This is a genomic window from Mycobacteroides chelonae (assembly GCF_016767715.1).
Lineage (GTDB): Bacteria > Actinomycetota > Actinomycetes > Mycobacteriales > Mycobacteriaceae > Mycobacterium > Mycobacterium gwanakae.
The window spans coordinates 3,371,754-3,397,384 of sequence record NZ_CP050145.1 but is presented as its reverse complement, the minus strand read 5'-3'; the positions used below and the strand labels follow the sequence as shown (position 1 = coordinate 3,397,384).

Annotated in this window: 24 protein-coding genes and 2 tRNA genes; 15 read left to right on the top strand and 11 right to left on the bottom strand. The window is 64.1% G+C overall.

The features are described 5' to 3' along the window. Positions 1–2 precede the first annotated feature (2 nt). Positions 3–1,229 carry a saccharopine dehydrogenase family protein gene (locus HBA99_RS16760; protein ID WP_046254265.1) on the top strand — a complete coding sequence of 409 codons (1,227 nt, stop codon included), beginning with the start codon at positions 3–5 and terminating at the stop codon, positions 1,227–1,229. Here the strand turns inward: HBA99_RS16760 and HBA99_RS16755 are convergent. Then, entirely contained in the window at positions 1,226–1,615 is a 390-nt protein-coding gene (locus HBA99_RS16755; protein WP_030094120.1) for a PH domain-containing protein, read from the bottom strand. The genes HBA99_RS16760 and HBA99_RS16755 overlap by 4 nt on opposite strands. Positions 1,616–1,912: 297 nt before the next feature. Between HBA99_RS16755 and HBA99_RS16750 the strand changes: the two genes are divergently transcribed. From HBA99_RS16750 to HBA99_RS16730, 5 genes are all read left to right on the top strand, one after another. Next, positions 1,913–3,763: an acetolactate synthase large subunit gene (locus tag HBA99_RS16750; protein ID WP_070952218.1), complete on the top strand. Its 1,851-nt coding sequence runs from the start codon at positions 1,913–1,915 to the stop codon at positions 3,761–3,763. Then, positions 3,760–4,263, top strand: a complete 504-nt coding sequence (ilvN, locus tag HBA99_RS16745) for an acetolactate synthase small subunit (RefSeq protein ID WP_030094118.1) — start codon at positions 3,760–3,762, stop codon at positions 4,261–4,263. The genes HBA99_RS16750 and ilvN overlap by 4 nt, the downstream gene beginning before the upstream one ends. Before the next feature lie 46 nt (positions 4,264–4,309). Continuing rightward, positions 4,310–5,311 carry a ketol-acid reductoisomerase gene (gene ilvC, locus HBA99_RS16740; protein ID WP_030094117.1) on the top strand — a complete coding sequence of 334 codons (1,002 nt, stop codon included), beginning with the start codon at positions 4,310–4,312 and terminating at the stop codon, positions 5,309–5,311. A gap of 203 nt (positions 5,312–5,514) precedes the next feature. Next, positions 5,515–6,699 (top strand): type I restriction endonuclease, encoded by a 1,185-nt coding sequence (locus HBA99_RS16735; protein WP_070952219.1) that lies wholly within the window; start codon positions 5,515–5,517, stop codon positions 6,697–6,699. Between the two features lie 26 nt (positions 6,700–6,725). Next, complete coding sequence (locus HBA99_RS16730; protein WP_070933278.1) at positions 6,726–7,157, top strand: DUF2752 domain-containing protein; 432 nt, start codon at positions 6,726–6,728, stop codon at positions 7,155–7,157. A 4-nt stretch (positions 7,158–7,161) separates the two neighbouring features. On the opposite strand, the gene HBA99_RS16725 is transcribed toward HBA99_RS16730, so the two are convergent. From HBA99_RS16725 to HBA99_RS16705, 5 genes are all read right to left on the bottom strand, one after another. Then, positions 7,162–8,208, bottom strand: a complete 1,047-nt coding sequence (locus HBA99_RS16725) for an oxygenase MpaB family protein (protein ID WP_070928729.1) — start codon at positions 8,206–8,208, stop codon at positions 7,162–7,164. A gap of 129 nt (positions 8,209–8,337) precedes the next feature. Next, positions 8,338–9,303 (bottom strand): ArsR/SmtB family transcription factor, encoded by a 966-nt coding sequence (locus HBA99_RS16720; RefSeq protein ID WP_070933280.1) that lies wholly within the window; start codon positions 9,301–9,303, stop codon positions 8,338–8,340. Positions 9,304–9,412: 109 nt separating this feature from the next. Next, positions 9,413–10,597 carry a cytochrome P450 gene (locus tag HBA99_RS16715; RefSeq protein WP_070952220.1) on the bottom strand — a complete coding sequence of 395 codons (1,185 nt, stop codon included), beginning with the start codon at positions 10,595–10,597 and terminating at the stop codon, positions 9,413–9,415. After that, complete coding sequence (locus HBA99_RS16710; protein WP_070952221.1) at positions 10,584–11,987, bottom strand: ABC1 kinase family protein; 1,404 nt, start codon at positions 11,985–11,987, stop codon at positions 10,584–10,586. Before HBA99_RS16710 ends, HBA99_RS16715 begins: the two co-directional genes overlap by 14 nt. Further along, positions 11,984–13,414 (bottom strand): ABC1 kinase family protein, encoded by a 1,431-nt coding sequence (locus HBA99_RS16705; RefSeq protein WP_070952222.1) that lies wholly within the window; start codon positions 13,412–13,414, stop codon positions 11,984–11,986. Before HBA99_RS16705 ends, HBA99_RS16710 begins: the two co-directional genes overlap by 4 nt. 79 nt (positions 13,415–13,493) lie before the next feature. Here HBA99_RS16705 and HBA99_RS16700 point away from each other — a divergent pair, with 79 nt between their 5' ends. Both HBA99_RS16700 and HBA99_RS16695 read left to right on the top strand, forming a co-directional pair. Further along, positions 13,494–14,090 (top strand): TetR/AcrR family transcriptional regulator, encoded by a 597-nt coding sequence (locus HBA99_RS16700; protein ID WP_057963702.1) that lies wholly within the window; start codon positions 13,494–13,496, stop codon positions 14,088–14,090. Between the two features lie 15 nt (positions 14,091–14,105). Continuing rightward, on the top strand, positions 14,106–15,458 hold the full coding sequence (locus tag HBA99_RS16695; RefSeq protein WP_070952223.1) for an MFS transporter: 1,353 nt from the start codon (positions 14,106–14,108) through the stop codon (positions 15,456–15,458). A 1-nt stretch (position 15,459) separates the two neighbouring features. Here HBA99_RS16695 and HBA99_RS16690 read toward each other — a convergent pair whose 3' ends face one another. Then, the gene (locus HBA99_RS16690; protein ID WP_234798085.1) at positions 15,460–16,143 is read right to left on the bottom strand and encodes a LysM peptidoglycan-binding domain-containing protein; all 684 of its coding nucleotides are present in this window, start codon (positions 16,141–16,143) and stop codon (positions 15,460–15,462) included. A 147-nt stretch (positions 16,144–16,290) separates the two neighbouring features. Between HBA99_RS16690 and serA the strand changes: the two genes are divergently transcribed. Both serA and HBA99_RS16680 read left to right on the top strand, forming a co-directional pair. Further along, the gene (gene serA / locus HBA99_RS16685; protein ID WP_235732355.1) at positions 16,291–17,862 is read left to right on the top strand and encodes a phosphoglycerate dehydrogenase; all 1,572 of its coding nucleotides are present in this window, start codon (positions 16,291–16,293) and stop codon (positions 17,860–17,862) included. Then, entirely contained in the window at positions 17,859–18,872 is a 1,014-nt protein-coding gene (locus HBA99_RS16680) for a 3-isopropylmalate dehydrogenase (RefSeq protein ID WP_070952226.1), read from the top strand. Before serA ends, HBA99_RS16680 begins: the two co-directional genes overlap by 4 nt. Positions 18,873–18,938: 66 nt before the next feature. On the opposite strand, the gene HBA99_RS16675 is transcribed toward HBA99_RS16680, so the two are convergent. Next, complete coding sequence (locus HBA99_RS16675) at positions 18,939–20,141, bottom strand: MFS transporter (RefSeq protein ID WP_070933296.1); 1,203 nt, start codon at positions 20,139–20,141, stop codon at positions 18,939–18,941. Between the two features lie 53 nt (positions 20,142–20,194). Then, complete coding sequence (locus tag HBA99_RS16670; protein ID WP_046254251.1) at positions 20,195–21,412, bottom strand: oxygenase MpaB family protein; 1,218 nt, start codon at positions 21,410–21,412, stop codon at positions 20,195–20,197. A 114-nt stretch (positions 21,413–21,526) separates the two neighbouring features. Between HBA99_RS16670 and HBA99_RS16665 the strand changes: the two genes are divergently transcribed. From HBA99_RS16665 to HBA99_RS16645, 5 genes are all read left to right on the top strand, one after another. Continuing rightward, positions 21,527–22,186, top strand: coding sequence for a TetR/AcrR family transcriptional regulator (locus HBA99_RS16665; protein ID WP_030094103.1), 660 nt, complete (start codon positions 21,527–21,529; stop codon positions 22,184–22,186). 10 nt (positions 22,187–22,196) lie between these two features. Beyond that, positions 22,197–22,973, top strand: coding sequence for a fumarylacetoacetate hydrolase family protein (locus HBA99_RS16660; RefSeq protein WP_030094102.1), 777 nt, complete (start codon positions 22,197–22,199; stop codon positions 22,971–22,973). A gap of 2 nt (positions 22,974–22,975) precedes the next feature. After that, positions 22,976–24,478: a glutamate--tRNA ligase gene (gene gltX, locus HBA99_RS16655; RefSeq protein ID WP_070952227.1), complete on the top strand. Its 1,503-nt coding sequence runs from the start codon at positions 22,976–22,978 to the stop codon at positions 24,476–24,478. A gap of 78 nt (positions 24,479–24,556) precedes the next feature. Next, positions 24,557–24,628, top strand: a tRNA-Gln gene (locus HBA99_RS16650). 97 nt (positions 24,629–24,725) lie between these two features. After that, positions 24,726–24,801, top strand: a tRNA-Glu gene (locus HBA99_RS16645). A gap of 14 nt (positions 24,802–24,815) precedes the next feature. Here HBA99_RS16645 and HBA99_RS16640 read toward each other — a convergent pair. Together HBA99_RS16640 and HBA99_RS16635 are read right to left on the bottom strand one after the other, a co-directional pair. Then, entirely contained in the window at positions 24,816–25,118 is a 303-nt protein-coding gene (locus HBA99_RS16640) for a hypothetical protein (RefSeq protein ID WP_070923568.1), read from the bottom strand. An 8-nt stretch (positions 25,119–25,126) separates the two neighbouring features. Beyond that, positions 25,127–25,624, bottom strand: a complete 498-nt coding sequence (locus HBA99_RS16635) for a pyridoxamine 5'-phosphate oxidase family protein (protein ID WP_030094099.1) — start codon at positions 25,622–25,624, stop codon at positions 25,127–25,129. Between the last annotated feature and the right edge of the window lie 7 nt (positions 25,625–25,631).

The following is a 25,631-nucleotide window of genomic DNA, read 5'->3' as shown; positions in this document are numbered from 1 at the left end:
ACATGCGAATTCTCATCGTGGGTGCCGGGGGAGTGGGCAGCGCGGCCGCGTTCATCGCGGCCCGTCGCGAGTTCTTCGAGGCGCTGGTGATCGCGGACTATGACATGGCCCGGGCGCAGGCGGTGGTGGATCGGCTCGGTGATCCCCGATTCACGGCGGCCCGCATCGACGCCTCCTCGGCTGACGATGTCGCGGCGCTGTGCCGGGAGCATCGAATCACCCACGCGCTCAACGCGGTCGACCCTCGATTCGTGATGAGTGTGTTCGACGGGTGCTTCGCGGCAGGCGTGACCTACCTCGACATGGCGATGAGTCTGTCGCATCGCCATCCGGAAAGACCGTACGAACTGCCCGGGGTTATGCTGGGCGATGAGCAGTTCGCCGCGGCCGAAAAATGGGAAGCCGCAGGGCTGTTGGCCTTGGTCGGTATCGGGGTCGAGCCGGGCCTGAGCGACGTGTTCGCGCGGTACGCCGCCGACCATCTGTTCTCCGAGATCGACGAGCTGGGCACTCGCGACGGATCCAATCTCGAAGTGCAGGGATACCGATTCGCGCCGTCCTTCTCGATCTGGACGACCATCGAGGAATGCCTGAATCCGCCCCTGATCTGGGAACGCAACAAGGGGTTCTTCACCACCGAACCGTTCAGCGAACCGGAGGTTTTCGACTTCCCCGGAGGCATCGGCCCCGTCGAATGCGTCAACGTCGAGCACGAGGAAGTGGTGCTCATGCCGCGCTGGGTGAATGCCCGGCGGGTGACATTCAAATACGGCCTCGGCGCCGAATTCATCAACGTGCTGCGCACCCTGCGCCTGGTCGGGCTGGACAGCACCGACCCGGTCAGCGTGCACGCCGACGGCCGCGCCGCCGCGGTGAGTCCTCGTGATGTGGTGGCGGCGTGCCTACCGGACCCGGCCGGGCTGGGGCATCTGATGCGCGGGGCCACCTGTGCGGGTCTGTGGGTGACTGGGACCGGTAAGGACGGCAAGCCCCGCGAGGTCTACCTGCATCACGTCGTCGACAACGAGTGGACGATGGCACGCGACGGTGCGCAATGTGTCGTGTGGCAGACCGCCGTGAACCCGGTGGTGGCCCTGGAACTGCTCGCCGAGGGTGCGTGGAGCGGCACCGGTGTGCTGGGGCCGGAGGCCTTCGACAGTCTCCCGTTCCTGGACCGGCTCAATACCTTCGGTGCCCCGTGGGGCATGCAGGACCGTTTGGCCGCCTAGCGCTGAACCCCTTGGTACGGATTCGGCACCCGGCCATTGCTGGCCGCCGACAGGATCGGCAGCGTCGAGAAGGTGACCGCCGGGAGACGCAGCGAGGTGCCGTCGACGAGTTCGGCGCGTGCCCAGGCGTGCCTGTCGAATCCGAGGCCCTTGACCTCTGTCCACGGCAGCGTCCGGGTGCTTGCCAGCGTTCGTACCTGCACTGATTCGGTGTCGACTGCGGTCCGATACCGGAAGATGGCATAGGACATGGCGGCGGGGATCAGCAGCAGCGGCGCGAGGACCGGGAGGTACAGGACGAACGTCAGGATGCCGAGCGCCAGGAACCCGGACATGAAATGCGCCATCGGCGACGTCCTGATGACTGTGCGCTTCTCCTCGGTCATCCCTCCATTGTCCCCGACGGTGAGGCCAGGGCGAGAATTCGGCCCGGAACTCAGTGGCTTCACGCTCGGCGAAGCCGCCCCTAGCAGGGATTTGACTCGGACCTCCAGAAACGACTACCGTACGCGGTGTGAACAACCCCGCCTTGCTCGTAGTAATCGGTATGCGCGTCGACGCGTAGCCCGAGTCCAAGGCAACTCGCGCACACTCGACGCGCAACCCTCGTACAGCAGACCGCTGGCGGGGGTTTTTTGTTGCCATAGGTTTTCAGCACGGACACAACAAGAGGACAGACCACCATGAGTGCACCTGCAAAGCCCAAGCCGGCTTCTGCTTCTGGGCCGGCCCCAGCAGCAGCTCCGGAAGCGAACACCGTCGCACCCCAGCGCGTCACCGGCGCGCAGTCGGTAGTGCGCTCGCTTGAGGAGCTCGGTGTCGAGGTCATCTTCGGTATTCCCGGCGGTGCGGTGCTGCCCGTGTACGACCCGCTGTACGACTCGGTGAAGGTCCGGCATGTCCTGGTGCGGCACGAGCAGGGTGGCGGGCACGCCGCCAGCGGGTACGCCCACGCCAGCGGCAAGGTCGGCGTCATGATGGCCACTTCTGGCCCGGGTGCCACCAACCTGGTCACCCCGTTGGCCGACGCGCAGATGGATTCCATCCCGGTGGTCGCGATCACCGGGCAGGTGGGGCGGGGCCTCATCGGCACTGACGCCTTCCAGGAAGCCGACATCTCCGGCATCACCATGCCGATCACCAAGCACAACTTCCTGGTGAACAACGCCGAGGACATCCCGCGGGTCATCGCCGAGGCTTTCTACATCGCCCAGAGCGGCCGTCCCGGTGCGGTGCTCGTCGATATCCCCAAGGACGTGCTGCAGGCGCAGACCACGTTCAGCTGGCCGCCGCAGATCTACCTGCCCGGCTATAAGCCCGTCACCAAGCCGCACGGCAAGCAGGTCCGTGAGGCGGTTCGGCTCATCGCCGCCGCCAAGCGTCCGGTGCTGTACGTCGGTGGCGGTGTCATCCGCGCGGACGCATCCCCGGAACTCAAGGAATTGGCCGAACTGACCGGCATCCCCGTCGTCACCACCCTTATGGCGCGCGGTGCATTCCCCGACAGCCACGAGCTGCACATGGGTATGCCCGGAATGCACGGCACCGTCGGCGCGGTGGCAGCACTGCAGCGCAGCGATCTGCTGATCACCCTGGGCGCGCGCTTCGACGACCGCGTCACCGGGCAGCTGGACTCGTTCGCGCCGGACGCCAAGGTGATTCACGCCGATATCGACCCCGCCGAGATCGGTAAGAACCGCCATGCGGATGTGCCGATCGTCGGCGACGTGAAGAACGTCATCGCCGAGCTGACCGAAGCCATCCGGAACGACCGTGCGACGGGTGCGACCACCGATCTGTCCGAGTGGTGGGAGTACCTCTCGGGTATCCGCGCGACCTACCCGCTGGGATACGACGCACAGCACGACGGCAGCCTGGGCCCGGAGTTCGTCATCGAGACGTTGGGCAAGATCGCCGGACCCGACGCGGTCTACGTGGCGGGCGTTGGGCAGCACCAGATGTGGGCCGCGCAGTTCGTGAAGTACGAGAACCCGCGTACCTGGCTCAACTCCGGTGGCCTGGGCACCATGGGCTTCGCGGTTCCCGCGGCCATGGGTGCCAAGATGGCGCGGCCCGAGGCCGAGGTGTGGGCCATCGACGGTGACGGCTGCTTCCAGATGACCAACCAGGAGCTGGCCACCTGCGCCATCGAGGGCGTGCCCATCAAGGTGGCGCTCATCAACAACGGCAACCTGGGCATGGTGCGTCAGTGGCAGACGCTGTTCTACGAGCAGCGCTACTCGCAGACCGACTTGGCCACACACTCGCGCCGCATCCCCGATTTCGTGAAGCTGGCCGAGGCGCTTGGCTGCGTCGGATTGCGTTGCGAGCGTGAAGAGGACGTCGCCAAGGTGATCGAAGAGGCACGGGCCATCAACGATCGCCCGGTGGTCATCGACTTCATCGTCGGTGCCGACGCCCAGGTGTGGCCGATGGTCGCGGCGGGCACCAGCAATGACGAGATCCAGGCGGCGCGGGGCATCCGACCGCTGTTCGACGATGATGAAACTGCGGAGCAGGAAGGGTCACGATGACCAGCACCCACACTCTGAGCGTTCTGGTCGAGGACCGTCCCGGTGTGCTCGCCCGTGTCGCCGCACTGTTCTCCCGTCGTGGCTTCAACATCGCATCGTTGGCGGTGGGTCCGACGGAGCTCAAAGGTATTTCGCGCATGACAATCGTCGTCACCGTCGACGATTTTCCGCTCGAACAGGTCACCAAGCAGCTCAACAAGCTCATCAACGTGATCAAGATCGTCGAACAGGACGAGGAGAATTCGGTGGCCCGCGAGCTGATGCTCGTCAAGGTGCGCGCCGATGCGACGGTGCGGGCGCAGGTCATCGAGGTGGTGAACCTGTTCCGTGCCAAGGTCGTGGATGTATCGCCGGAGTCGGTGACCATCGAGGCGACGGGCACCCAGTCCAAGCTGGATGCACTGCTGCGGATGCTCGACCCGTACGGTATTCGGGAGATCGTGCAATCCGGCGTGGTCGCGCTGTCGCGCGGCCCGCGGTCCATCGCCGCCGCCAAGTAATACTTAAAAGAGAAGGTAAGAAGGGAAAAGCACTGTGGCAGTTGAGATGTTCTATGACGATGATGCGGACCTCACCCTGATTCAGGGCCGCAAGGTCGGCGTTATCGGGTACGGCAGCCAGGGACACGCGCACTCGCTGAGCCTGCGCGACTCCGGCGTTCAGGTGAAGGTCGGTCTGCGCGAGGGTTCGAAGTCGCGCGACAAGGTCACTGAGCAGGGTCTTGAGGTCGACACTCCCGAAGAGGTCGCCAAGTGGGCCGACGTCATCATGATTCTGGCGCCCGACACCGCGCAGGCCGAGATTTTCTCTAAGGAGATCGAGCCGCACCTCAAGGACGGCGACGCGCTGTTCTTCGGTCACGGCCTGAACATCCACTTCGGTCTGATCAAGCCCCCGGCCAACGTCACCGTTGCCATGGTCGCCCCCAAGGGCCCCGGCCACCTGGTGCGTCGTCAGTTCGTCGATGGCAAGGGTGTGCCCGCGCTCATCGCCGTGCACCAGGACCCCAAGGGTGAGGGCCAGGCCCTCGCGCTGTCCTATGCCAAGGGCATTGGTGGCACCCGCGCCGGCGTCATCAAGACCGACTTCAAGGAAGAGACCGAGACCGACCTGTTCGGTGAGCAGGCCGTGCTCTGCGGTGGCACCGAGGAACTGGTCAAGACCGGGTTCGACGTCATGGTCGAGGCCGGATACGCCCCTGAGATGGCGTACTTCGAGGTGCTGCACGAGCTCAAGCTGATCGTCGACCTGATGTACGAGGGCGGCATCGCCCGCATGAACTACTCGGTGTCCGACACCGCGGAGTTCGGTGGGTACCTGTCGGGTCCGCGTGTCATCGACGCCGGCACCAAGCAGCGGATGAAGGACATCCTCACGGACATCCAGGACGGCACCTTCGTCAAGCGCCTCGTCGCCAACGTCGAGGGCGGCAACAAGGAGCTTGAGGGCCTGCGCAAGGAGAACGCCGAGCACCCGATCGAGGTCACCGGCAAGAAGCTGCGCGACCTGATGAGCTGGGTCGATCGGCCGATCACCGAGACCGCTTAGTCTCTGTTTATCTGAACGCAAGGCCCCCGCACTCCACGGAGTGTCGGGGGCTTTTGCGTGCGGGGTCTGTTGACTCTCGAAGTCATTTCGGCCTCCATCAAACCTGTCGGTCATTCGGGGGCGCTCTGTCGTGTACTTCGTTTAGGGTGCTCAGCAGCGACCTTGAGGGGTATGGCACGGGTTTCGATTGAGGGGCGGATTCTATGGCGTTTTCAGATGGGCTTGCGGGCTTAGCGAAGAAGATTCGCGATACCAGAGATTCGGTGCAGACTGAAGAAGCAACCAAGAATGCCTTCATCATGCCGTTCATATCGAACGTGCTCGGTTACGACGTATTTGACCCGTCGGAGGTAGTGCCCGAATTCATCGCTGATGTCGGTGTGAAGAAGGGTGAGAAGGTCGACTACGCGATCTTCAAAGACGGTCAGGTCCAGATTCTCATTGAATGCAAGAAGATTGGTGATCCGCTAGACCTTCGCTACGCATCACAGTTGTTCCGGTACTTCGCCGTGACCTCTGCTCGGATTGCGATTTTGACCAACGGTCAGCAATATCACGTCTACACCGATGGCGACCTTCCGAATCGTATGGACGAGAAGCCATTCCTCATATTCGACCTGCTTGACATCGATCGCACTTTGGTCCCCGAGATTCAGAAGTTTTCGAAGGAATCGTTCGACATCGATTCTGTTGTCAGCGCCGCCGAAGAACTGAAGTACATAGGAGGTATCCGTCGGATCATCGCTGCCGAAGTGAAGGACCCTTCAGAGGAATGGGTGAGATTCTTCGTGAATCGCATATACGAGGGACGAACCACCCAACGAATCCTGGAACAGTTTCGCCCGCTGGTCGCCAAGGCACTGAACCAGTACGTCGGTGATCAGGTGAACAGTCGGCTTAAGACCGCACTGGGCGATGATGCCCCAGACCCGAATCGGTCGACTGAACTCGTTTCACCGCCCACGCGGGCGTATGCCGCTGTTGGACAGGCAGTCACCGCAGAGCTTCCCGGCGAAGCTACTGACACCGCCGATCCCGACATCGTGACCACGGACGAAGAGCTGGAAGGATTCAACATTGTTCGTGCAATTGCGGTTTCGGAAGTAGGCCCAGAGCGCATCCATCATCGAGATGGGAAGTCGTACTTTGCGATCCTGTTGGACAACAACAACCGAAAGCCGATCATTCGGTTGCATCTGAACGGCAAGAGCGTCAAGTTCGTAACAACGTTTGAGGCCGGCAAAGATGGAATTCGCCGGGATATCAAATCTGTGGTTGACATCTATACGGTGGCAGCTGAACACATCAGGAAGACAATCCGCGAGTATGAACGTGGGGGTGCCTTGTCGGGACAGCCGTCGGGAGATGGAGAAAGCTCGCTGCCCTAGCCGTCCTCGGTGGATACTGGAAATCGATGACCACCTCCCGTCCGTCCACCGTCGCCTCCCGACTCGCCGCACCCGTAGCCGTGGGTGCGGTGGCTGTCGCGGGTTGTGCGGCGATCTGGCTCGGAGACCCGACAACGCCCGGGGGAGTGCTTCCGGTGTGCCCATTCAAGGCCCTCACCGGCCTTGACTGTCCCGCGTGCGGTGGTCTGCGGATGGTCTACTCGTTGATGCACGGTGACGTGCTGGCAGCACTGCGCTACAACGCGGTTGCCTTGGTGGCCTTGGGGTTCCTCGCGGTCTGTTTTGTCGCGTGGACGCGCAGCCGCTGGCGGGGGGCCGCTGATTGGAATCCGCCATGGCTGCGTGGATGGGTCGCGTCCATCATCCTGGTGGTGTTCGCGGCCTGGTTTGTCATCAGGCTGATTCCGATCGCGCCGTTCACCGCGCTCCGGGTGTGAGGGCCTAGGCGGACTGCTCCATAAGCTCGCGGGCGTTCTCTCCCAACGTAATACCGTCATCACCGATGAACAGTCTCGAGATCTCGCGAGCCAACGGCTCGAGTGTGAACGGCACAAAGGCAGGCTGCGCCACCCGTAGCAGCAGGGCCAGCACCGGGTCGGCGATGCGGGGAATCCCCAAATGGCGCCGCACCTTTGGCGGCACCACGGCAACAGACGGCACGGCGGTGACGAGGGTGATCGCGGCAACCGCCGCCGCCGTCAGTCCGCCGAAGCCTCGTGCGTTTCTGATCACCGACAAAGCGAATCGCATGCCGCCCGGCACAAAACCTTTGACCATCCGGTATTCGGATTCGATCGAGTCGTAATAGGCCTCCACCTCCTCGGAGGTCACCGGTACCGTGTCCGGGTCGGCTCCCATGAGTTCGGCGAATGTCTTGACTTCCAAGAAGAATTGGTCGCGTTCGGCTTTAGGGAGGCGCCGGGGGATAAGACGCCCCGGCGCGGGAGTGTTCTCGTAGATCCGTAGCGCCGCATGCATGATCGTCACATGCGCGAAGAGCACCAGGGCCGGGCCCTGCGCGTCGTAGGGCCGGTCGGTGCCGGGAATGACACCCTTCATGTTGCGGTGATAGTGACGCAGGTGCGCGGCGAGCGCGTCGGCACTTGCGGTGTCGCCGAAGATGATCGGTATCGGGACGCCGGCGGTGCGCTGGATGCGCTTGACGGTGTCGTCGAAGTCGACCTGATTGCGCTTGCTCTTGGTGAACACCGGATCGTGGTTGATCTCGACGGCCTGCAGCCCCTCATGGCTGCCCTCCAGGAGGGCGGTCACCAGCACGATCATCGGTGCCACCGAGGGATGCAGAAACACCTTCCAGGTCACTGAGCCGGGGCCGAAGTAGCCGTAATCCGGGTGTCCGTCGGGGCCGGTGCGTTGACCGGCGGGAGTGGCACCGTCTCCGCGGCGCCAGATTCGGGCTTTGGCATCACCGCGTGGCGGCATGCCCGCCGAGCGTGATGTTGCGGCGTGTGCAGCTGTGCTTGGCATCGTTGCCTCCCAGGGAGCGGTTCGCTTCCTCCTCATTGGAGACGTTAACAACGTCAGTTGTCAACAGTGGCGCGCACATCTGTTATCGGAGTGGCTCTCGTGTTGTGATCTCTGCCGATGAAACGCCAGCTACCGGCGGTTTGCATCGATCAGGTCAAGGCCCAGGGCGGTGGCGTCGTGGATGACCGCTTTACCGTCACGGCGGCTGCGCACCAAGCGTGCTTGCCGCAGAGCCGAGGTGTGTTCGGACGCTGATGCGGGGCTGATCCCGAGGTTGCGGGCGATATCACCGGTGGTGTGCTCCGCGGTCAGCACGCGCAGTACCGCGGCGCGGGTCGATCCGAGTATTGCCGCGAGTGGGTCGGATTCAGCACCGACACTGAGGGGCAAATCGATGGGGGCGGGGTACGCCAGGACGACCGGTTGCTCGCCGAGCTCACCGACCAGGGGTGGTCCCGCCCAGAAAACGCTGGGCGTCAACACGATGCCGCGGCCACGCAGCGCGATGGTGGTGCGTTGGGGACTGTCGATCTCTAGGCAGTCGCCATTCCATCGTGCGCCGGGGACAATCTTGCCGAGGGCGGCCCGCACACCGTGGCGCGCCATCACGCGTCCCTGCCGCACGAGTTCAATCTGATGGTTCGCCTGGATGTCGGGCCAGTACGGTTCCAGCACCGCTTTGTAGGCGCCTTTCGTCATGCGCCCCAATGCCACAGTGGCTTCGTGATCACCGGCGATGGCATGCCGGAGATACGGTGGCGCCCCGGCACCTTCGGTGGGGCCGCGCTCGAAGACGGCCAACTCTGCCAGCGCCTGCTGGCGATTCAGCTTTTCGATGGACCGCATACCCTCATCGAAGCTGTCGCCCAGCACGGTGGGCGACAGTGACCATGAAAAGTGGCTCACCACTGTACGTCCCGGTGCTGCCGCGATGGGAAATGCTGCCAGTGCGCGACAACGCCACCGCTCGCCCCACGGTGTGCGAATACCTTGCCGTAGTGCTCGTGTGGCGAACTTCATCTCCAACAATGGCGCAGGCATAGGCAGAAACCTCGTCAAAGCAAGGTCATTCGCTGTGAAGATGAGTCGCAACACGCTGGCCTACAACCCGCTGCGGACCGCTTTGACGAGCATTTCCACACAATATGCCCATACCTGCCCGCACACCCATGAAATGTCTGCGTGGAACTGTCGGGAACGCAAACTACCTGTGAAACCGCATGGGGATGCTGCGCGGTCCCCGGATGGCGGGGGCGCCCCGCCAGCTGACGGGGCCAATCACCTCGGGCCCGCGCGCCAGGATTTCACCGATGGCCACCGTGGTCTCCAGCTTGGCCAACGCCGAGCCCAGGCAATGGTGTGCGCCATATCCGAAGGCCAGCGGTGGGGTGCTCTTGCGGCCCAGCCGGAACTCCGCGGGATCGACGAACACCTGCGGATCGCGGTTTGCGGCGGCAATCGCGATGAGCACCGTCTGGCCCTCCCGGATCATGTGCCCGGCCAGATTGTGGTCCTCGGTCGCAACGCGCGCGGTGCCCTGCACCGGACCGTCGAGCCGGAGCAGTTCAGTAACGACCGCCGGGTCGCCGGGGTCGATCTCGTCGGCTAGCCGAAGGCCATGGGGGCGTGGGGCAAGCAGTCGAAGCATGCTCGCGCCCAGTAGGTTTGCCGTCGTCTCATGACCCGCGATGGCGATCATCAACGCCATGGTGACCACGTCTTCCAGCGACAGGTTGATATCGGATGCGATCAGGCTGAGAAGGTCGTCTCCGGGGTGTACGCGGCGGTCCGCGGCCAGCGGCAGAAGTTCGGTAGCGAGGGTCGCGCCCGCGGAGGTGCCGGCGAGGACAGTCTCGACGTCGGCGAAGGCCCCGAGCATCTGGATGATGATCGGGGACTCCTGGCGAAGGACGGCTGAGGCCGCATCGTCCAGGCCGAGCCATTCGCCGATGATCGCGATCGGCAACGGCAGGGCGATATCGGTCATGAAGTCGAAAGTTTCTCCAGCTTGCGGATATTCGACGACCTGAGCGGTGATGGATTGCACGCCTTCGCGCAGACCGGCGATGAAACCCGGGGTGAATACGTCGCGGACGGCGCCCCTGAGCTCGGTGTGGTCGGGTCCGTCGACGAAGAGCATGTTTCTGCCGAAGTCGGACAGGTCGAGGTACTCGGGGACCGAGGCCCGCATCTGCGGGCTGGCGAGGGGGTCGCTCGACCATCCGGTGCCACCCAGAACCTCGCGGGCCGGGTGATAGCCCAGAACGACCCAGGTTCCGGCATTGTCGTCCCAGACCACGTCGCCGCGGGCCCGCAGGTTTTCGTAGTAGCGGTAGGGATCCCGTGAGTCCCAGGGAATCCGGGGTGCGATGGGGTTAGCAGTGGTCATGGTGATCCAATCCGAAGGGCAGACCTCGCTCGCGGACCCACCCGACATGCTGTTTACCTAGTGGGGAAACGGGTTCGGCCACGCCGTCGAGATCATCGAGCAGTGCGTGCGTGTGCACCGTCGCGTGGAGCGTTGCCGACAGCGCGCTGATGTTCAGATTGATCCGGGCCAGGAATATCAGATCGCTGGGTATCGACATCTGATGCAGCGTCTGGAAGTTCAGCAGGGAACGGGTCGCGCTGTTCGATATCTCTCGGGTAAATGTCACCGGCTGAGCGCCTCGGATGTCCTGCACGGTCGCCCCGAGCCACTGAAAGACGTCGTCAGCAGACAGTGGGGCGTCGGCGGCGAAGTATCCGGCGTCGACCATCAGCTGGCGTAGGTCTTCGCGCCGTTCCTCGGCGGCCGCGCGAATCATCTGCACGAGCCGATAGCGCAAGGACTCGGGCACCACCTTGATGCAACCGAAGTCGACAAAACCGACGGACCCGTCCATCCCGAACCGATAGTTGCCCGGATGCGGGTCGGCGTGAAACAGATTCGCGTGCCGAAACGATCCGGTGCTGAAACGCCAGATCGTCTCCACCCAAACATCTTTGAGGTCCTGGTCGGCCTGTTGTGCGGCCATCCAATCCAAGCCGTCCAGATAGGCCATGGTGAGCACCCGATTGCCGGACGCTTCAGATATCACCTCGGGTATCCGGATAAAGGGATGGTCCGCGTAGAGCGCCGCGAAGGCCCTGATATTCGCCGCTTCGTGCCGATAGTCCAACTCCTCGGATATGCGTGCGGCCACCTCGTCGGCCATGAGTCGATGGTCCAGTTGTGGCCGCGGCCCGGCAATACCTGTTGCGAAGCGCAGGAAAGTGGCCATCAGCTCCGCGTTCGATAGATCGTGCTCGATGGCTTGTGCCACACCGGGATACTGGACCTTGACGGCGACCGGGCGGCCATCGTGGAGGGTCGCTCGATGCACCTGCCCGATCGACGCCGCGGCGATCGGATCATCGCTGAATTCGGAGAAGAGTTCTTCGACGGAGCTCCCAAGATCTTCTTCGAGGGCCTGGCGTGCCAACAAGGGATGCATGGGCGGTGCGTCAGCCTGCAGGCGCGTCAAGGCGTTTTGATATGGGGAAAGCTGGTTGTAGCCGTGGGATGCTATATCGGCGACCGAGAAGATTTGGCCGGCCTTCATCAGGACGCCCTTGGAGTGGCCGAGTAGTTCGGTGTAGCGCTCGGCGGTGCGTTCGTGGAACCGTTCGACGGCGCCGGTGTCCCCGGCCTTTTCGCGCAGGCCCGCGACGAGTCGCCCGCCTGCGGCTCGGGCGGTGAAGCCGGCCAGCGGCATGGTGCGCCGGATTCGGCCGCGCGGGATGGGATTGTCGCTCACAGCTGGGCACCAATCTTTGACGGGTCTCGCGGCTCCAATCCGAACGGCAGATCGCGCTCCCGCACCCACGCCACATGTCGTACCCCGAGCGCAGTGGTGGGCTCGGCGACACCGGTCATGTCTTCGACGACTGCGCGTGCGTCCACCGTGGCACCCAATTTGGACAGGGTTGACCGCACACCCAGCGGAACCCGGACGAAGTAGATGAGATCGGGCGGCAGCGCGACGCGTGCAGACAGTGAGTTCGGGCTGCTGGTGTCCAGGGTGGCCATATTCCGGCTGACCAGTTGGGCCGTATAGGTAACAGGTTGCGGACCAACAACATCCGGATTGTTCTGGTCCATCCACCGGTGCACTTCATCGGTCGTCATGGTGGATCCGGCGGGTATGAACCCGGCTTCGGTCATGATCGAGTGCAGGTCCCCGATTCTTTTCTGCAGGTTGGCGACGATCATTTGTATCCATGCCAGGCGCAGGCGTTCGGGAATGATCTTCACGGACCCGAAGTCGACGATCCCGATCGATCCGTCGAGGCCGAACCGGTAGTTTCCCGGGTGCAGGTCCGTGTAGAACGCCGAGGCGTGTTGTAGAGGGGAGAGGCTGAATCTCCACAGCGCCTCACCCCACGTGTCTTTGAGTTCACGGCTGGACTGCTGAGCCTGCGCCCAGCCGATTCCGTCGACGTAGGTCATGGTGAGTACCTGGTCGCTGGATAGCTCCGGCACGGCCTCGGGGACTCGGATGAAGGGATGCCCACGGAACAGCTCGTGGAATGAGGCGATGTTGGCGGCCTCGCGGCGATAGTCGAGTTCTTCGGCGATCCGTTCCGAAATGTCTTCGGCCGTCGCGCGTAGGTCAATGGCGACGCTGCGACCGAGCAGGGACAAGAAGGTCCGCAGGAAGGTCGTGACGAGTTCGGTGTTGGCAAGATCTTCCTGAATGGCCTGGGCCACACCGGGATACTGGATCTTGACGGCGACCTCGCGGCCGTCGTGAAGGACCGCGCGATGAACCTGACCTATGGATGCCGACGATATCGGCTCGTCGGTGAACTCGGCGTATGCCTTGTCCACCGAGAGCCCGAGCTCGGATTCGACGATGCTTCGTGCCAACGCGGGGTCCATGGGCGGCGACTGGGTCTGCAGCTTGGCCATCGCTCGCTCGTACGGCGAGATGCGCCCATCACCCATCGCGCTCGTGTCGATGCTCGAGAAGATCTGGCCGGCCTTCATCAGGACGCCCTTGGAGTGCCCGAGTAGTTCGGTGTAACGCTCGGCGGTCTTTTCATGGAAGCGGTCCACGGCGCCGGTGTCTCCGGCCTTTTCGCGCAAGCCTGCGACCAGTCGGCCGCCCGCGGCCCGGGCGGTGAATCCCGCCAGCGGCATCGTGCGCCGGATGCGGCCCCGGGGAACCAGGTCCTCTGTCATGACTACCTCCTACCGGTGAGCCAGAGCAGCTGTTAAAGTACTCACTGAGTGACACTAAGTGATTACTTGGGAGACGTCAATGGTTGAGATTTCCACAAAAGAACGCCTGGTCGCCGAGGCCATGAGGCTCTTTGGCGAGCAGGGGTACAAGGCGACTAGCGTCGCCCAGATCGAGAAGGCGGCCGGTCTTACTCCCGGATCGGGCGGGCTCTATCACCACTTCAAGTCCAAAGAAGCGCTGCTGGAGGCGGGCATCGATCGTCAGCTCGATCGCCGGCGCGCGATGCGTGACATTCGCGCGCTCTTCGGTGGACTCGGCGACCTGCGTAACGAACTCACCATGATGGGTCGCTACCTGCTGACCGTGCTCGATGAGGAGTCGCAGCTGCTGCAGATCGCATCGAGTGTTCCGGCCGGTCACCTGGCCCGGCTCGATACCGCCTATGCCGCACTCTTCGATGGCCTCTACGCCGAGCTCACCGACTGGGTACATGGCTGGGCCCCGGACATCGGCAAGGCGCAAGCGGAATCGATTGGGGCGCTGGGCGTCAACGCCCTCTTGGGCAAGCGTGCGACCAGTACGGTTTTCCGGGCGCCGACCGCCACCATTGCCGACGAGGACTACATCGCGGAATGGACGGCTGTACTGGCTACCAGGATCGAATCGCTGCGCTAGTCTCCGCCGGTGGCCATGACACCGGAGACCGTGCCCGTTGAGTCTGCGGTACCGCGCAGCCGGATCGTCGTCGCCTCCATGGTGGGTACAAGTATCGAGTTCTTCGACTTCTACATCTATGCCACCGCGGCGGTGCTGGTGTTCCCAACGTTGTTCTTTCCCAAGGGGGATGACACCGCGGCGCTGCTGTCGTCGTTCGCGACGTTCGGGTTGGCCTTCGTCGCCCGCCCCGTCGGCTCCATGGTGTTCGGGCATTTCGGCGATCGGATCGGCCGTAAGGCCACCCTCGTCGGATCGCTGATGACCATGGGGGTGGCGACCTTCGCGATCGGGCTGCTGCCCACCTTCGACACCGTTGGCTACTGGGCGCCCGCGCTGCTCTCGCTGTTGCGCTTTTGTCAGGGTCTGGGATTGGGCGGGGAGTGGTCGGGGGCTGCGCTGCTGGCGACCGAAACCGCCGAGGAGGGGAAGCGGGGCTGGGCGGCGATGTGGCCACAGTTGGGCGCCCCGATCGGATTCTTCTTCGCCAACGGCACCTTCCTGCTGCTGATGCTCGTCATGGGCTTCGACGCCAAGACGGCCACGACCAACCATGCATTCCTGTCCTGGGGTTGGCGAGTCCCGTTTTTGGCCAGCGCGGTCATCGTGGTTGTCGGCCTTTACGTCCGGCTCAAACTCACCGAGACGCCCGTCTTCACCCAGGCAGTCGCCGAGGGCAAGAAGGTGCGCGCGCCGCTGGCCGAGGTGGCTAAGACTTCCTGGCGCCAGCTCGTGATCGGCACGTTCGTCATGCTGGCCACGTACACGATCTTCTACGTCGTGACGACCTGGGCGGCGTCGTACGGAACGGGGAAGGTGGTCGACAAGTCCGGGGTCAAGCTCGCGATCAGTTACGTCGATTTCCTACAGATGCAGCTGATTTCGGTGCTGTTCCTGGCGGCGTGCGTGCCGATATCCGGACGGCTGGCCGACAGGTACGGCCGCAGACCGGTGCTGCTGACGTTCACGGCCGGGATCATCGTGTTCGGGCTGTCGTTCGGCTGGTTCCTCGACCCCTCGACGGTGAACAAGCCGATGATGTTGGTGTTCTTGAGTGTTGGAATGGCATTGATGGGCCTGTCCTTTGGCCCGATGAGCGCCCTGCTGCCCGAGCTGTTCCCCACGAACGTGCGTTACACCGGGTCGGGGATCGCGTACAACTTCGCCTCCATCATCGGAGCCGCCGTCGCGCCGTTCATCGCCACCTGGCTGGTGCACGACTTCGGCGTCGCGTGGGTAGGGGTCTACCTGTCGATCGCCGGTGTGTTGACATTCGTCGCATTGCTCGCCGCGCGCGAGACCCGTGGAGTGGATCTCGCCGAGGTCTGATTCAGCTGCCCAGGTCGATCGAGGGGAAGTAGATGACCTGCCCCACGGAAAGGTGATCGGGGTTTTCGATGAGGTTGGCCGCCGCCACCATCTGGACCGCGATCTGTGTCCGTGCGGTGTTGTAGTCGCCGTAGTTCTGCTGCGCCAGCTTCCAGAGTGTGTCGCCGGAGACGACGGTGTGGCGCCGGTTGAGCCGAGGCTGGATCAGCACGGAGCCGGGTTCGGGGTTGTCACCGCTGAGCTGATTCGCGATGGCAATCACGATCCAGAGCGTCCAATCGCCATACCAGCGGTCCGCGAGCACCTGCAGCGTCTCGCCCGGCATCACGGTGTGATGTCCCACGTTGGCGAGGTCCGGCATCAGCAGCCATTCGCCGACAATCAGGTCGCGCTGCGACACACCGCTGGGGCTTTCGAACACCCCACTCATCGAGAAGCTGCCGTAGAAATGTTCGGCGATTGAGCCCTTGGTGTCACCCGCCTTGACCTGGTAGCGATAGGTGACGTACGGAATCTCAAGTTCCTGCCCCACCTCGATGAGATCAGGTTCGGACAGATCGTTGACCACCGCGATCACGCGGTAGCGGCGTCCGTCGCCGTAGAACATTTCGGACAGTTTCCACAGGGTGTCACCACTGCGGACCGTGTATGGGCCACTGACAGGTAGTACATGTGTTTCGGTCATGCGCATAGCGTCATCCGGGTGTGCGTCCTGGGTCGCGAGTAGTGCGCTACTCGATATGGCGGGCCGTGACCACGGTTGTCGGCGACTGTGATGTCCGCCGCTTACGGCGGCACACTAGGCTATGGCGACGTGAGCGAACGTCCAGTCGTGCTGATTGCCGACAAACTTGCCCAGTCGACCGTCGAAGCACTTGGTGATGGTGTGGAGGTGCGCTGGGTCGACGGCCCGGATCGTCCCGCACTGCTGGCCGCGGTACCCGATGCTGACGCGCTGTTGGTGCGTTCGGCGACCACCGTGGACGCCGAGGTACTGGCAGCCGGCACCAAGCTCAAAATCGTCGCGCGTGCCGGCGTCGGACTCGACAACGTCGACGTCAAGGCCGCAACCGCCCGCGGTGTCCTGGTGGTCAACGCACCCACCTCGAACATCCACAGCGCTGCCGAGCATGCCGTCACCCTGCTGCTGTCCGCCGCGCGGCAGATCCCGGCCGCCGACGCCTCGCTCAAGGCGCACACCTGGAAGCGTTCGTCGTTCAACGGCACGGAGATCTTCGGCAAGACGGTCGGTGTGGTGGGCCTGGGCCGCATCGGCCAGCTGTTCGCGCAGCGCCTTGCCGCGTTCGGGACGCACATCGTCGCCTACGACCCCTACGTCTCGGCCGCTCGCGCCGCCCAGCTCGGCATCGAGCTGCTGACCCTCGACGAACTTTTGGGTCGGGCAGATTTCATCTCGGTGCACCTGCCCAAGACCCCGGAGACCGCGGGTCTGATCGGCAAGGAAGCCCTCGCCAAGACCAAGCCGGGCGTCATCATCGTCAACGCCGCACGCGGTGGGCTTATCGACGAGGCCGCCCTGGCTGACGCGATCCGCAGCGGTCACGTCCGCGGCGCCGGGCTCGACGTGTTCTCCACCGAGCCGTGCACCGACAGCCCGCTTTTCGAGCTCGACCAGGTTGTGGTGACCCCGCACCTGGGCGCCTCCACCAGCGAGGCCCAGGACCGCGCCGGTACCGATGTGGCGGCAAGCGTGAAGTTGGCCCTGGCAGGCGAATTCGTGCCCGACGCCGTCAACGTCGGCGGGGGAGTCGTCAGCGAAGAGGTCGCGCCGTGGCTTGAGGTTGTCCGCAAGCTTGGTGTGCTCATCGGGGCCGTCTCCGAGCAGCTGCCCACCTCGCTGTCGGTCGACGTCCGCGGCGAACTGGCCTCCGAAGACGTTGCGGTGCTGAAGCTTTCCGCGCTGCGCGGACTCTTCTCGTCGGTGATCGAGGATCAGGTGACCTTCGTGAACGCTCCGTCGATCGCCGAGGAGCGTGGCGTGAGTGCGGAGATCAGCACGGCCACCGAGAGCCCCAACCACCGCAGCGTTGTCGACGTACGCGCCGTGTACGCCGATGGTTCGGTCATCAATGTGGCGGGCACTCTGTCCGGCCCGCAGCAGGTGCAGAAGATCGTCCAGATCAACGGACGCAACTTCGACCTGCGTGCCGAGGGCGAGAACCTGGTCATCAACTACGCCGACGTGCCCGGTGCCCTCGGCAAGATCGGCACCGTGCTGGGTTCGGCAGACGTCAACATCCAGGCCGCGCAGCTGAGCCAGGACGCTTCGGGCGAGGCGGCCACCATCATCCTGCGTATCGACCGCAGCGCCCCGGACGCCGTACTCGAGGAGATCCGCGCTGCTGTCGGTGCGACAACCCTTGAGCTGGTGGATCTTTCATGACAAAGCTTGCGATCATCGCCGGCGACGGTATTGGCCCCGAGGTCATCGGCGAGGCGGTAAAGGTGCTCGACGCCGTACTGCCCGGTGTCGAGAAGACCGAATACGACCTGGGTGCCCGTAGGTACCTGGCCACCGGTGAGCTCATGCCCGATTCGGTGCTCGACGAGCTGCGCGGGCACGACGCCATTCTGCTTGGTGCCATTGGCGATCCCTCGGTGCAGAGCGGAGTGCTGGAACGCGGTCTGCTGCTGCACACCCGATTCGCACTCGATCACCACATCAACCTGCGCCCCGCCAAGCTGTACCCGGGCGTGACGGGTCCGCTGGCGGGTAACCCGGCCATCGACTTGGTCGTGGTGCGCGAGGGCACCGAGGGGCCGTACACCGGCAACGGCGGCGCCATCCGCGTAGAGACCCCGCACGAGGTCGCCACCGAGGTCAGTCTCAACACCCGCTTCGGAGTCGAGCGTGTGGTGCGCAACGCCTTCCAGCGCGCCGAGGCCCGTAGCAAGAACCTGACGCTCGTGCACAAGAACAACGTGCTCAAGTACGCCGGTTCGCTGTGGACGCGGACCGTCGACGAAGTCGCCGCTGAGCACCCGGACGTGCAGGTGTCTTACCAGCACATCGACGCCGCCACCATCCACATGGTGACCGACCCGGGCCGGTTCGACATCATCGTCACCGACAACCTGTTCGGCGACATCATCACCGACCTGACGGCCGCCGTCACCGGTGGAATCGGTTTGGCTGCAAGCGGAAACATCGACGGTTCGGGCAAGAATCCCTCGATGTTCGAGCCGGTGCACGGCAGTGCGCCCGATATCGCGGGGCAGGGGATCGCCGATCCCACCGCCGCTGTGGTGTCGGTGGCCCTGCTGCTGGATCACCTTGGCGAGAAGGAAGCCTCGGCGCGTGTGGAGAAGGCTGTCGAACAGCACCTGGCCACCCGGGGCGCGGAGAAGCTGTCCACCTCGGCCACCGGCGATCGGATCGCCAGCTTCCTGTAGTCCTGATCGAGTGCGAGCCTCACGCGGAAATCCAGCCGGAAAATCGCGTCAGGCTCGCATTCGGCGTTATTGGGCGGGTTTCTCCAGCTTCACCGGCACCAAACCGACAGCGGCCAAAGGGAACAACGCACACACGGCGAAGGCTGCGGAGAATCCCACCGCCGTGGCGATCGCCCCGAAAACCGGCGGTGCCACGGCGGCGGCCAGCAGCTGGCCGGTGTTCTGTGCGCCCAGGGCGCGGCCGCTCCAGAACGGTCCCGCGATTTCCGCGATCGATGTGTACGCCAGACCGTTGTCGGACACCGTGATCACCGAAGCCACCAGCATGACGACGACGCTAATGGACCAGTCCAGTTGATTGGTGAGGGCCAATAGCGCCATGGCGGCTGATGCGGCCACCGCGATGGCGCGGATCGGGCGCATACGTGAACCCCAACGATCAGACCACATTCCGGCGACAACCCGGCCGAGTGCGCCGGCCAGCTGCGCCACCGTCACCATGATGCTGGCCGCGCCGATGCTCCACCCTCTGTCGGTCACCAGCCACACCAGGGTGAAGGTCCACACCACCACCTGGGGCACCACCAGCAGCACCGACACCGCGTGGATCAGCCACAGCACCCGCGAACCGCGATAGGGGTTGGACAGGTGTTCCTCGGGTGCTTCCGAGCGCGGTGGTCGCGGCGGGTCGATGATGCCCACCAGGCAGATCGCCGAGGACACCGCACATACGGCCGCCGGAAAGATCAATGCCGTTGCCACGCTGTGACTTTCCGCGATGCGGGGGATCACCAGGGCGCCCAGCGCAACCCCGAGTGGCTGCGCCATCTGCCGGATGCCCATCACCGTGCCCCGCTGGCTCGGCGGGAACCACCCCACCACCACGCGCCCACTGGCCGAGTTGCACGCTGCCGCAGACGCCCCGCCCAACAGCAGGAAGACGCCCGTGAGCACCAATGACGGTGCCTCGGCCGCGGCGAACGCGGCCAGGGCGGTCAGCGCTAGACCGCTTACCAACGCGATCCGCTCACCGAATCTGTCGATGAGCGCGCCCCATGCGATGAGTGTCAGCACCATCCCGAAGCTGGGCATCGCCGACAGCAGCCCCGCGTTGGCGAGATCCAGGCCGCGTTCGGTGTGTAAGGCGGGGATGAGGAACGCCACACCGTTGATGAAGACATTGGCGGCGGCGGTGGACCCCAGGGAAATGGCCAGCATCGCCCAACGGCGTGCTGTACCAACCTCATCAACACGAACCATGAGTGCCATGGTTCCACATCTATCTCAAATTGTTGAACTAGTATCCCAATATATGGGATTTGCTAGCTGGCCGTCGCGAGCTTGTCGTGCTGCCGGTAGGTGCGATCGCCCCCGGTCTGTGCCATGCCGCGCGAGACGATCTGGCGCCGCGCAAAGTGACCGAATTCCTCGCTGATGCGGGTCATTCCCGGCAAGACATTGCGGCGCTCGAAGAACCAATTGACCACCGACGTCCCCAGGACCGCGGCCTGCATCGACTTGCTGTCGATAAGCCCCAGGTGGTCGGCATGTGTCTTGCCGAGGATGAGGCGGCTGTAGGACGAAAGATAGGCGCGGGAAAGCCGCATGAACGCGGGCTCGTCCGGCATGGACCGGTGTAGCGCCTGCGTCAGCGAGTACGAGTCCTCGTCGGGCAGGAACTCGGTATCGGCCTCCAGCCAGAACAACCGCCAGGTGTCCTCCTCGCTGGTGGGTACGAGTTCGGGGTGAATTCCCATGAGCTGCCCGACATATCGCCAGAAATGGAAGACTGCCTCGCGCTCAGTGTCCGAGAAACTCATGCCCATGGCCTGGCATCCCGCCAGATTGGCCAGCGAGAAGAGCATCAGCGTCCCCGCCAACTGGATCTGATTGATCGGGGTGTCCCAGTTCTCGTAATCCCAGTCATCGCGCCGATTCATGGCGCCGCGAACCAGCGCATGCATGAGACGGACTCGAGACACTCCCTTGAAACCGGTGGCGAACCGCTCGAGTCCACCGGGAGAGGTGACATCGATGAGCCATTGCGCCGTCTCGTGCAGCCGGCGCGGGGCCGCGGCCTGCAGATTCAGATTGCCGGTACCGACCAGGGGTTTGTCGGCGCGGGACGAGAGATAGCCCCCGGTGAGGGCAAGGCCGGGCAGTGCCAGGCCCAGGCCCACCACTCCGGTGCGCATGCTGACCCGCGCGGCCAGCTCAAGCTTCGCGTCGTCGAGCCAATACGGCCGGGCATCGACCTGTGTGAAGAACGCAACGAGTTCCTCGGGGGGATTGTCGACCGATTCGATGCCGGACTCCAATGCCATCTCGAACATCCGTCGCCCCTGGCCCGCCGGGAAACGCGCGAACATCGCGACCACGGCATCGGCGAGCGGGTCGCCGACGTGCGCGTACTGACGGAAGGTCTCCCGCTGCTCGGCGGTCGCGCGGATGTCCCGTCCGGCCAGGAAGCGTGTGAACACGTTGAACGGGAACTCGCGAAGTTGCGGCGGGTTGGGGAGCTTCTGCCAGCTCGAAGCCATGAATGAGGTCCTTTCCTCGTTGAACGGGCCATCTGGTGACACGTCTCACCATCTGGTGAGAATCATCACCAGAAAATGCCGTGAGGTCAAGAACCAAAGTGCGACAATCGGCGGATGCCATCCCGGACCTATGGCGGTGCCACCTCCGGCGAGCGACGCGCACGACGACGCGCGGCGCTCCTGGACGCCGCGCTGGACCTGGTCGCCGGTGGCGGCGTGAAGGGGCTGACGGTGCGCGGCGTATGTGCCGAGGCCCGGCTCAACGATCGGTACTTCTACGAGAGCTTCCGCAGCACCGATGAGTTGGTGCTCGCGATGCTCGATGAACAGATGCTGGCGGGATCGGCAGCCATCATCGAGGCCATCGCGAAGAGCTCGACGTCGAAGGATCCGGTGGTACGTACCCGTGCGGCCATCGGTAGCGGCTTGCGATTTCTCACCGCCGACCCGCGTCGGGGCAGGCTGCTGGTGGAATCGCAGGCCACCGAGGGGCTGGCGGCCCGCCGCCGCGATCTGGTCAAGACGCTGGCACAGGTGATGGCCGATCAGGGCCGCGTGCTGCTTCCCGCCGACGATGCGCTGGACCCCGATCTGGACCTGGCCACCTTCACGCTGGTTTCCGGTGGACTGGACTTGGTCACCACTTGGTTTCGTGGGGAACTCGATATCACCCACGACCGGTTGGAGGACTTTCTGGTGGCGTTGGTCACTCGCGCCAACATCCGGGAGGACCAACGTGAGGATGCCGAGGAAGGTGCAAAGCCCGGCAACTAGGCTCATGTAAATGCGCCTAGGACGTATTGCCAGCCCAGATGGTGTCGCCTTCGTCAGTATCGAGGGAGATGACGGCACCGAGACCGCCAGGGAGATCGCCGAGCATCCCTTCGGGACGCCCACTTTCACCGGGCGCCAGTGGCCGCTCGCCGACGTCAGGCTGCTGGCGCCGATTCTGGCCAGCAAGGTGGTGGCCATGGGTAAGAACTACGCCGCCCATGCCGCCGAGATGGGTGGTGCCCCACCGGAGTCGCCCGTGATCTTCATCAAGCCCAACACCTCGATCATTGGTCCGGGTCTGCCGATTCAGCTGCCGCCCAGCGCATCCGAGGTCCACCACGAGGGCGAGTTGGCGATCGTGATCGGCCGGCCGTGCAAGGACGTCCCCGCCTCCCGGGCGGCCGAGGTCATTCTGGGGTACACGATCGGCAACGACGTCTCCGCGCGCGATCACCAGCGTGCCGACGGGCAGTGGACACGAGCCAAGGGACACGACACGTTCTGCCCGCTGGGGCCGTGGATTGTCACTGATCTTGATCCCTCGGATCTGGCCATCCGCACCGAGGTCAATGGCGAAGTCCGGCAGAGCAGCCGAACCTCGTTGCTATTGCACGATGTCGGCGCGATCGTGGAGTGGGTGTCGGCAGTGATGACCCTGCTGCCCGGCGACGTGATCCTTACCGGAACACCTGAGGGCGTCGGCCCCATCGTCGACGGAGATACCGTGAGCGTCACCATCGAAGGTATCGGCACCTTGTCCAATCCTGTTGTGCGGAAGGCGAAGTAACAATGAGTGACACCACTGGATCTGGCAAGGTCCGGGTACGTTTCTGCCCTTCGCCGACCGGTACCCCGCATGTCGGATTGATTCGGACCGCGCTGTTCAACTGGGCCTATGCGCGACACTGCGGAGGCGACTTCGTATTCCGTATCGAGGACACCGATGCGGGCCGCGACAGTGAGGAGAGCTATCTGGCGATCCTGGACGCCCTGCGGTGGCTTGGCCTGGACTGGGACGAGGGGCCCGAGGTCGGTGGGCCGTACGCGCCGTACCGGCAGTCGCAGCGCAAGGAGCTGCACCTCGAGGTGGTGCGCAAGCTGCTGGCGGCGGGGGAGGCCTATGAGTCGTTCTCCACCCCGGAGGAGGTGGAGGCGCGCCATCTGGCCGCGGGACGCAATCCAAAGCTCGGATACGACAATTACGACCGCGACCTCACCGATGAGCAGCGTGCGGCCTTCCAGGCGGAAGGGCGCAACCCTGTTGTCCGGCTGCGGATGCCCGATCACGACGTCACCTGGAACGACCTGGTGCGTGGGGAGACCACGTTCGCCGCGGGTGTGGTGCCCGACTTCGCGCTGACCCGCGGTAACGGAGATCCGTTGTACACGTTGGTGAACCCCGTCGACGACGCGTTGATGAAGATCACTCACGTGCTGCGCGGTGAGGATCTGCTGCCGTCGACACCGCGCCAGATCGCCCTGTATGAGGCCATGATCCGGATCGGAGTCGCCGACTCGATACCGGTGTTCGCGCACCTGCCGTCGGTGCTCGGCGAGGGCACCAAGAAGCTGTCCAAGCGCGATCCGCAGTCCAACCTGTTCCTGCACCGCGACCGCGGGTTCATCCCCGAGGGGCTGCTGAATTACCTTGCCCTGCTGGGATGGTCGATAGCCGACGATCACGACATCTTCAGCCTGTCGGAGATGGTCGCCGCCTTCGACGTCGCCAACGTCAACTCGAATCCGGCGCGGTTCGATCAGAAGAAGGCCGACGCCCTCAACGCCGAGCACATCCGGCTGCTGGCCCCGGAGGAGTTCGTGGCGCGGCTGCAGACCTTCTTCGCCGCCCACGGGTACGAGCTCGGACTTGAGGACAGCGCCTTCGCGGTGGCGGCGGATCTGGTGCAGACGCGGGTTGTGGTGCTGGGCGACGCCTGGGGGCTGCTGAAGTTCCTCAACGACGATGTCTATGCCATCGATCCGGGATCGGCCCGCAAGGAACTGGGGGAGGCCTCACTGCCGGTGCTGGATGCGGCGATCGGTGCGCTGGAGTCCGTCGATGCCTGGACCACACCTGCGATCGAGGAGGCGCTCAAGGGCGCGCTCATCGAGGGACTCGAACTCAAACCCCGGAAGGCGTTCGGGCCGCTGCGTGTCGCCGTCACCGGTGCGACGGTGAGCCCGCCGCTGTTCGAATCTATGGAACTGCTGGGTTCCGAACGCACCCTGCAGCGGCTGAGAAACGCTCGGACCTGGGAAAATGAGGTAGAGGGTCAAACCGATTCGGGTTAATCGCCCTTGGTTTGGTAGTCTGCTCGTCGGCTCCAAAGTCCGCTGTCGGCGCGCTGACCTGCGGTTCTGCGAGGCCAATGGGGTATGGTGTAATTGGCAACACAGCGGTTTCTGGTACCGCCATTCTAGGTTCGAGTCCTGGTACCCCAGCGCAAATCATTTGCACGACAAGTGATTTGGTGTGATGCGTACCGGTGAGCTAGACTGTCAAGTCTGCGCGCCACGCGCGTTGCACGGAAATGTTCTAGCCCCCGTCGTCTAGCGGCCTAGGACGCCGCCCTCTCACGGCGGTAGCGTGGGTTCGAATCCCATCGGGGGTACCAGCTCTTCTTCGAAGCTAGCGCCAACTCTCGGCGCGGTAGTCACCTAACATCCGCAGTGCTTCCTCGGTCAGCTCGGGATGGCGGTTACGCAGGGTCCAGATCACAAATTTGCGTGCTTGTTGCGCGCCGGCCTTTGCGACGTCCACCTCGAGGTCGAGGGTCTCGGCGCACAATTCGCGGATCCGGTCGCCCTGCTCTCCGGATACCTCGCCAGAACTGAGGTGGTGGACCAGCGCATCGCTCAATGGCCGCTTGATCTTCTTATGGCGTAGACCCTCACGGAAAGAGTCGAACGCATCGCGCGCGAGCCGGCCCACCGCCGTGCCTACTGTTGCGGCGCCGTCGACCCGCCCACGGGCATCGCGGGCATGCCGAGCTTGCGGTGATCCCAGGACCGAATGCGGGTAGGGCGCACCCGGACCGCGATGCGCTTGTTGAGCATCGTCTCGACAAATGGCTTCATTTCTTCGGTGTACGGGGCGGTGTACCGCTCGAAGACGCTGACGCCCACCTGGAACAGCTTGTCCGGATCCTCGACGATTTCTGCCTGGCCCTCGATCGCCACGCCGCGCAGGGTGTCGTAGGTGAGTCCGTCCTCGATGAGGCATGTGATGGTGGGGTTGCGCTTGAGGTTGACCACCTTCTGCGACTTGGCCTTGGTCTCGAACCACAGCTCGCCGTCGATCACCGCGTACCACATGGCGACCAGGTGCGGCTGCCCGTCGGCGCCGATGGTCGCCATGGTGGTGTTGCGTGAGTTGTTGATGAACGCGGTGATCTCTTCGTCAGACATGACGATCTGCGAGCGCTGGTTGGTTCCCATCTTCGGA

Excerpts from the sequence above, each read along its gene's own strand:
- HBA99_RS16760 (WP_046254265.1), top strand. The coding sequence starts at position 3 with ATGCGAATTCTCATCGTGGGTGCCGGGGGAGTGGGCAGCGCGGCCGCG.
- HBA99_RS16755 (WP_030094120.1), bottom strand. The coding sequence starts at position 1,615 with ATGACCGAGGAGAAGCGCACAGTCATCAGGACGTCGCCGATGGCGCAT.
- HBA99_RS16750 (WP_070952218.1), top strand. The coding sequence starts at position 1,913 with ATGAGTGCACCTGCAAAGCCCAAGCCGGCTTCTGCTTCTGGGCCGGCC.
- ilvN (WP_030094118.1), top strand. The coding sequence starts at position 3,760 with ATGACCAGCACCCACACTCTGAGCGTTCTGGTCGAGGACCGTCCCGGT.
- ilvC (WP_030094117.1), top strand. The coding sequence starts at position 4,310 with ATGTTCTATGACGATGATGCGGACCTCACCCTGATTCAGGGCCGCAAG.
- HBA99_RS16735 (WP_070952219.1), top strand. The coding sequence starts at position 5,515 with ATGGCGTTTTCAGATGGGCTTGCGGGCTTAGCGAAGAAGATTCGCGAT.
- HBA99_RS16730 (WP_070933278.1), top strand. The coding sequence starts at position 6,726 with ATGACCACCTCCCGTCCGTCCACCGTCGCCTCCCGACTCGCCGCACCC.
- HBA99_RS16725 (WP_070928729.1), bottom strand. The coding sequence starts at position 8,208 with ATGCCAAGCACAGCTGCACACGCCGCAACATCACGCTCGGCGGGCATG.
- HBA99_RS16715 (WP_070952220.1), bottom strand. The coding sequence starts at position 10,597 with ATGACCACTGCTAACCCCATCGCACCCCGGATTCCCTGGGACTCACGG.
- HBA99_RS16705 (WP_070952222.1), bottom strand. The coding sequence starts at position 13,414 with ATGACAGAGGACCTGGTTCCCCGGGGCCGCATCCGGCGCACGATGCCG.
- HBA99_RS16700 (WP_057963702.1), top strand. The coding sequence starts at position 13,494 with ATGGTTGAGATTTCCACAAAAGAACGCCTGGTCGCCGAGGCCATGAGG.
- HBA99_RS16695 (WP_070952223.1), top strand. The coding sequence starts at position 14,106 with ATGACACCGGAGACCGTGCCCGTTGAGTCTGCGGTACCGCGCAGCCGG.
- HBA99_RS16690 (WP_234798085.1), bottom strand. The coding sequence starts at position 16,143 with ATGACCGAAACACATGTACTACCTGTCAGTGGCCCATACACGGTCCGC.
- HBA99_RS16680 (WP_070952226.1), top strand. The coding sequence starts at position 17,859 with ATGACAAAGCTTGCGATCATCGCCGGCGACGGTATTGGCCCCGAGGTC.
- HBA99_RS16675 (WP_070933296.1), bottom strand. The coding sequence starts at position 20,141 with ATGGCACTCATGGTTCGTGTTGATGAGGTTGGTACAGCACGCCGTTGG.
- HBA99_RS16670 (WP_046254251.1), bottom strand. The coding sequence starts at position 21,412 with ATGGCTTCGAGCTGGCAGAAGCTCCCCAACCCGCCGCAACTTCGCGAG.
- HBA99_RS16665 (WP_030094103.1), top strand. The coding sequence starts at position 21,527 with ATGCCATCCCGGACCTATGGCGGTGCCACCTCCGGCGAGCGACGCGCA.
- HBA99_RS16660 (WP_030094102.1), top strand. The coding sequence starts at position 22,197 with ATGCGCCTAGGACGTATTGCCAGCCCAGATGGTGTCGCCTTCGTCAGT.
- gltX (WP_070952227.1), top strand. The coding sequence starts at position 22,976 with ATGAGTGACACCACTGGATCTGGCAAGGTCCGGGTACGTTTCTGCCCT.
- HBA99_RS16635 (WP_030094099.1), bottom strand. The coding sequence starts at position 25,624 with ATGGGAACCAACCAGCGCTCGCAGATCGTCATGTCTGACGAAGAGATC.